The following is a 6,355-nucleotide window of genomic DNA, read 5'->3' as shown; positions in this document are numbered from 1 at the left end:
TCGGTGCCGCCGCCAATGGCGATTCCGATGTCGGCGGCGGCGAGCGCCGGCGCATCGTTGATGCCATCGCCGCTTCCCTCGGGATCGAGGCGCGGGCGGAGCTGTTGCCTCAGGACAAGCAGCGCATCATCGGTGAATTGCAGCGCGAAGGGCTGAAGGTCGCCAAGGTCGGCGATGGCATCAACGATGCGCCGGCGCTCGCCGCCGCCGACATCGGAATCGCCATTGGCGGCGGCACCGATGTGGCGCTGGAGACGGCGGACGCGGCGATCCTGCATGGCCGCGTCATGGACGTCGCGCGCATGGTAAGACTGTCGCGGGCGGTGATGGCCAATATCGGCCAGAACATCAGCGTTGCGCTCGGGCTGAAGGCGGTGTTCCTGGTCACCACCATTTTGGGCATCACCGGCCTGTGGCCGGCGATCCTGGCCGATACCGGCGCCACGGTGCTGGTCACCGCCAACGCCATGCGCCTGCTGCGCTGGCGCGGGTGGAGTGGTCTATTCCGCCGGAGCCGTCAGCGGCGGCGTGGCGTTGCTGCGCCCTTCCCAGACATAGGATGCCAGCGCCACCGCGACGGCGACCAGCATGGCGATGGCGCCCAGAAGCGGCAGGCTGCGGTAGCCATAGCCGCTGTTCAGCATCGCGGCGCCCAACGACGCGGCCAGCGCGATGCCGACATTGAAGCCGGACGGAATGAGCGACGAGGCGAGGTTCGAGGCGTCCGCCGTCCAGGCCAGGATGCGGGTCTGGATCGGTGTGCCGATGGCGAAGTTGAGGCCGCCCCAGATGACGATCGCCACAACCATCGGCAGGGGATAGGGGCTGACGGCGTAGATGACGGCCAGCGTCACCGCCTGCAAGGCCAGCATGGTGATTAGCGACGGCATCAGCTTCCAGTCGGACAGCTTGCCGCCGAGGAAGACGCCGAGCGTGGCGCCGACGCCGTTGAGCAGCAGCACCCACGGCACCAGGTTCTCGTCGAGCCCGGTGACCTCCAGCAGTGTCGGGGTGATGTAGGTGAACAGGCCGAACTGGCCGATCATCAGCATCAGCATCAGGATCAGCGAAGTCCAGACCTGCTGGCGGGCCAGCACACGGACCTCGCGGGCGAAACCGGCAGGCTTGGCCGATGAGCCGGTGGTGCGCGGCAACAGGGCTGCCATGGCAAGCGTTGCCGCCACGCCGAGCGCGCACATCACCCAGAAGGTGGCGCGCCAGCCCCAGATGTTGCCGATCGCGGTGCCGGCCGGCACGCCGATGACGTTGGAGACGGTGAGGCCGGACAGGATGACGGCGACAGCCATGCCGCGCTGGTCTTCGCGCACGAGACCGACGGCGACGACCATGGCGACGCCGAAATAGGCGCCATGCGCGACCGCCACGGCAATGCGCAACAGTAGCATCGAGGTGAAGTCGGGCGCCAGCGCGCAAGCCGCCTGGCCGATGGTGAAGGCGATGGCGAGGCCGAGCAGCAGGCTCTTGCGCGACAGCGACTTGGTGGCGAGCGCCAGCAGTGGACCGCCGATGGCGATGCCGCAGGCATAGCCGGAGACGAGATAGCCGGCCGAGGGAACCGAGACGCCGAGCCCCTCCGCCACTTGCGGCAGCACGCCGGCAATGACGAATTCAGTGGTGCCGAAAGCAAAGGCGGCAATGAACAGGGCGATGAGCGGAAGCGACATGGGGAAGCCTTAGCTGGAACGGCCTCAAACCACGGATGAGCGTCGCGGGCAATCCAGAAATTTTTGTCGCGAGTTTAGGTTTTCTTCAGTGGGGGCGCGAGGCGATGAAGTGCCAATCTCCCTCACGAGGGGGGAGATCGGCTGCTTCTCAGCTCGCCTTCAACCTGGATCCAGTCAGCAGACCGCGCTCTTCGAGCACCGGATAGGCCATCGAGGCCAGCAGCGAATTGATCTGCTTCAGGTCGCGGATGGTGTCGAGATGGATCGAGCTGGTCTCGACGCTCTTGGCAGTGCCGTCGCGCAGGCGCACGAAATGGCTGGCGCTGGTTTCTTTTTCGCGGTCGCGAAGCCGGTCTTTTTCCAGCACCAACTGGCGGGCGGTCTCGGGATCGCGCGACACCAGAACGTTGAAGGCAAGCCGCGCATTGGCCAGCACCGAGCTATGGAAGGCGCACAGCTCGGCCCAGCCCTCGTCGGTGAATTCCAGTCCGCGCTCGAACTTCTTTTTCACATGCACCAGCATGTTGCGCACGATGATGTCGCCGACCTGCTCCAGCTTGACGCAGGCGCCGATCAGCTCCTGGCAGCGCAGCGCCTCGTCCTCGGTCAGCGCGTTCCTGGTCAACTTGGCGAGGTAGAGCTTGATCGCGGCGTGCTTGCGGTCGACGCGGTCGTCGAGTGCGGCCAGCGCTTTAATCTTGTCGGCGTCGGCGCTTTCATAGAGTTCGATGATGCGCTTGAGCATGATCTCGATCGTCTCGCAGACCCGCACCACCTCGCGGGTGGCATTGGCAAGCGCCTGGCTCGGCACGTCGAGCGCGCTTTCGTTGAGCGCGGACAGCTCGACGACGTCAAGCGAGGCGGCCGGCACGGGCTTGGTGCCAAGTGCGACGATCTTCTCCGAAGCGCGGTAGACAAACCCTGCCAGCGGCAGGCCGGCGAGCAGGATCAGCACATTGAACAGGATGTGGGCATTGACGATCTGGTCCGCCGCCGTCGAACCGAGAAAGGCGAAGTGCGGCCTGAAGATCATGACCAGGATCAGCATGACAAGCGAACCAAGCCCGCGCATCAGGAGGTTGCCGATCGGCACGACGCGCACCTCGGGGCTCGACGAGCGGGTCAGCATCGGCGCGATGATCGAGGAGCCGAGATTGACGCCGAGGATAAGAACAACGCCGAGTTCAGGCGTGATCAGGCCGCGGCCCGCCAGCGTCGCCATCAACAGCACCGCCGCGATGCTCGACTGGAACAGCCAGGTGATCAGCGCCGCCAGCAGATAGGCGGTGATGGAATCGGTCGAGAAGTAGTTGATGATGACCGGCATGAGCTGGCTGTTGCGTAGCGGCTCAGACGCCTGTCCGATCATCTCCAGCGACAGGATCAAAAGGCCGATGCCGACCAGAATGCGGCCGGTCTGGCGCCAGTCGCGCCGCTCGGTGGCCATGAACATGACCGTGCCGGTGATCAGGCACAGCGGCACCAGCAAGGTGAGGTCGAAGGTCAGCAGCTTGACCACCAGCGCAGAGCCGATCTCGGCGCCGCGCACTGCCAATTGGCCCGCGGCGCCCGAGACGATGCCAGAGCCGGCGAAGGAGCCGACCAGCAGCGTGACGGCGGTGGAGCTTTGCAGGGCGATGGCAAGGCCGGTGCCGGCCAGCACCGCCATGATCGGATTGCGCATGGTGGCGCGCAGGCGATGGCGCAGCACGTCGCCATAGGCGCGTTCGACGCCGGTCTTCACCATGCGGGTGGCAAACAGCATCAGCGCCACGGCGCCGGCCAGATGCAGAAGGACGACGGACCCGCTCATTTCGTCCCCCGCATGCAAACAGGATGCGCGTCCTGTTTGGCGTGGCGATCAGAAGGGAAAACGAGGATACGAATCATGTTCATGGCGGTGGCTTATAATAGCTCGAATATTTTAGCCGGGTAATAAAATCTTGTCGATTTCAAGGGCTGTTGCAGCGCGACGGGCGGTGTCGGAAAATGGACGGACGCGCAAATGGTTGCATTGCGGGGCGGGCGCGAAGCAACGGATAGGCCGAGTTAGCAGCGCGACCGGCTCCTGCCTTTGCAATCATGTTCAGCTTTCTTGGGTAAATCAAGGAATTCGTTACGCAATTGTAATGCAGGCGTTCAGTTTCGGTTCATCGGTGGCCCGCTATTCCCTGGGCATCGACAACCAAGGAGACTTCTCTTGAAACGCATTGTCCTTTCCGCACTCGCTTTCTCGATGCTGGCCGCTACGTCCCTCACCGGCCAAGCCGCACCGCAGAACGCACCGAACGCTCCGCAGTCGAACTACAGCCAGGTCGACTGGCAAAAGCCCACCAACAGGGATGTCAAGAAGCGCTTCATCCAGAAGCGCGTCATCCATAAGAAGGTCATCGTAAACCGCAACAACTGGCGCAACGGCCATAAATATTCAGGCTGGAGACAGCACCAGCCGATCCGCGACTACGGCCGCTACGGCCTGCATCGTCCCGGCCGCGGCCAGGAATGGATCCGCGTCGGCAACGACTATGTGTTGGTCGGTGTGCTCTCCGGCGTCATTTTCGGCGCGCTTGCCGCGCACTGATCGCTCCCCAGGCGGATATTGGAAAGAGGCGGCCCGCAACGGCCGCCTCTTTTGCCTGTGGAAACCGGGTATGGCCCGCATTAAGGGTCGTCGGATTTCGCGGGTATGATTATATAATCGGGAAACGAGTTCCCCGATGCGCTTTCCACCCGCCTTCCTCGACGAGATACGCGACCGCGTGCCGATTTCATCGGTGATCGGCCAGCGCGTTGCGTGGGACAGGAAGAAAACCAACGCGCCGCGCGGCGACTATTGGGCGTGCTGCCCGTTTCATGGCGAGAAGAGCCCGTCCTTCCACTGCGAGGACAAAAAGGGCCGCTATCACTGTTTCGGCTGTTCGGTTTCGGGCGATCATTTCAAGTTCCTCACCGAACTCGACGGGATGAGCTTTCCCGAAGCGGTCGAAAAGATCGCCGATATGGCCGGTGTGCCGATGCCGGTTCGCGATGCGCAGGAGGAGCGGCGCGAAAAGGAACGCGCCAGCCTGACCGACGTCATGGAGATGGCCACCGCCTTCTTCCAGGAACGGCTGCAGGGGCCGGAAGGCGCCAAGGCGCGTGCCTATCTGCGCGACCGCGGACTGACGCCGGCGACGCAGCAATCGTTCCGGCTCGGTTTTGCGCCCGACAGCCGCAATGCGCTGAAGGAGCATCTCGCCGCCAAGGGTGTGCCGAAAGCCGATATCGAGGCCTGCGGACTGGTGCGCCACGGCGACGACATTCCGGTTTCATATGACTGGTTCCGTGACCGCATCATGTTCCCGATCCCGGATTCCAGGGGCAAGATCATCGCCTTTGGTGGGCGTGCGCTACAGCCGGACGCGCTGGCCAAATACATGAACTCGCCTGACACCGAGCTCTTCCACAAGGGCAATGTGCTCTATAATTTTGCCCGCGCCCGCAAGGCCTTGGCCAAGGGCGGCACGGTCATCGCCGTCGAAGGTTATATGGACGTGATCGCGCTGGCGCAGGCCGGCTTCGAGAATGTCGTGGCGCCGCTCGGCACCGCGCTCACCGAGAACCAGCTCGAGCTGCTCTGGCGCATGGCGCCGGAGCCGATGCTGTGCTTCGACGGCGACAAGGCCGGGCTGAAGGCAGCGTGGCGGGCCGCCGACATGGCGCTGCCATCTGTGCAGGCCGGCCGTTCGGCGCGCTTCGCGCTGCTGCCGGAAGGCAAGGATCCCGACGATCTGGTCAAGGCCGAAGGACCGGATGCGTTTCGTCGGGTTCTGGCCGAGGCGCGGCCGCTGGTCGACCTTTTGTGGATGCGTGAGACGGCGGGCGGCGTCTTCGATACGCCGGAGCGGCGGGCCGAACTCGAGAAGACGCTGCGCGAACTGACCAGCCGCATCCGCGACGAAAGCCTGCGCTACCACTACCAGCAGGAGATGCGGGAGCGTGTGCTGAGCTTCTTCGGCTCGCAGCGCAGTGGGCGTCAAGGTCGGCAGGACTGGAAACAGGGCCAGGGCAAGACGACCGCGCCCGGCGGGCAGTTCGCCAAAGGCGGTGGCGGCCGCATTGCGATCACCGAAAGCCTCGGCCAGTCGGCTTTGGTCAAACGCGGCGGCGAGGGGATGTCGGTGCGCGAGGCGACGATCATCGTGGCGTTGATCAACCATCCGGCGCTGATCGACGAGAATTTCGCCCATATCGAGTTCCTCGATCTCGCCAACTCCGACCTGAGGCGGCTGCATGCGGCAATCCTCGATGCGATGGCGCATGACATGGCCAATGACCGTCAGGCGGTGATTGCGACGATCGAACGCGCCGGCTGCGCCGAGATCTGGGAGCGGGCCGTCGGGCTGATCCGGCGGATGCGGCAATGGCCGGCGCTGGAGACCGCCGCCCTTGAAGATGCCCGCGATGCTTTCAGCCAGGCGCTGCACTTGCAGCGCAGCGCGCGCACCTTACATAAGGAACTGAAACAGGCGGAAGCGGCGCTCGCCACCGATCCCACAGACGAAAACTACCGGCATCTGATCGAAATTCAGGCGCAATTCCAGGATGTGCAGGCCACGGAAGCGCTGATCGAAGGGTTTGGCGTCTCCTCGGGCAGGGCTGGGCGAGCTTAGTTGGAAGCGAGTGAATTG

4 protein-coding genes and 1 pseudogene are annotated in these 6,355 nt (G+C 64.2%); 3 read left to right on the top strand and 2 right to left on the bottom strand.

Annotated features, from left to right (window positions below; translation table 11 throughout):
• A pseudogene (locus EN749_RS28085) lies at positions 1-491 on the top strand (HAD-IC family P-type ATPase); the annotation flags it as partial.
• Between the two features lie 9 nt (positions 492-500).
• Here EN749_RS28085 and EN749_RS28080 read toward each other — a convergent pair.
• The gene (locus EN749_RS28080; RefSeq protein ID WP_127809615.1) at positions 501-1,685 is read right to left on the bottom strand and encodes an MFS transporter; all 1,185 of its coding nucleotides are present in this window, start codon (positions 1,683-1,685) and stop codon (positions 501-503) included.
• 148 nt (positions 1,686-1,833) lie between these two features.
• The gene (locus tag EN749_RS28075; RefSeq protein WP_127322913.1) at positions 1,834-3,498 is read right to left on the bottom strand and encodes a Na/Pi cotransporter family protein; all 1,665 of its coding nucleotides are present in this window, start codon (positions 3,496-3,498) and stop codon (positions 1,834-1,836) included.
• 387 nt (positions 3,499-3,885) lie between these two features.
• On the opposite strand from EN749_RS28075, the gene EN749_RS28070 reads away from it, so the two are divergent.
• Together EN749_RS28070 and dnaG are read left to right on the top strand one after the other, a co-directional pair.
• Positions 3,886-4,266, top strand: coding sequence for an RcnB family protein (locus tag EN749_RS28070; RefSeq protein WP_128364382.1), 381 nt, complete (start codon positions 3,886-3,888; stop codon positions 4,264-4,266).
• Between the two features lie 136 nt (positions 4,267-4,402).
• Positions 4,403-6,337, top strand: a complete 1,935-nt coding sequence (gene dnaG / locus EN749_RS28065) for a DNA primase (protein WP_128364381.1) — start codon at positions 4,403-4,405, stop codon at positions 6,335-6,337.
• The last annotated feature ends 18 nt before the right edge of the window (positions 6,338-6,355 follow it).

Source organism: Mesorhizobium sp. M7A.F.Ca.ET.027.02.1.1, assembly GCF_004022985.1.
Lineage (GTDB): Bacteria > Pseudomonadota > Alphaproteobacteria > Rhizobiales > Rhizobiaceae > Mesorhizobium.
Note: the sequence above shows the minus strand (reverse complement) of the source record. Positions and strands in the feature narration are given on the sequence as shown.

Bases quoted from the DNA above. Each gene is read 5' to 3' on its own strand.
- EN749_RS28080 (WP_127809615.1), bottom strand. From the start codon at position 1,685: ATGTCGCTTCCGCTCATCGCCCTGTTCATTGCCGCCTTTGCTTTCGGC.
- EN749_RS28075 (WP_127322913.1), bottom strand. From the start codon at position 3,498: ATGAGCGGGTCCGTCGTCCTTCTGCATCTGGCCGGCGCCGTGGCGCTG.
- dnaG (WP_128364381.1), top strand. From the start codon at position 4,403: ATGCGCTTTCCACCCGCCTTCCTCGACGAGATACGCGACCGCGTGCCG.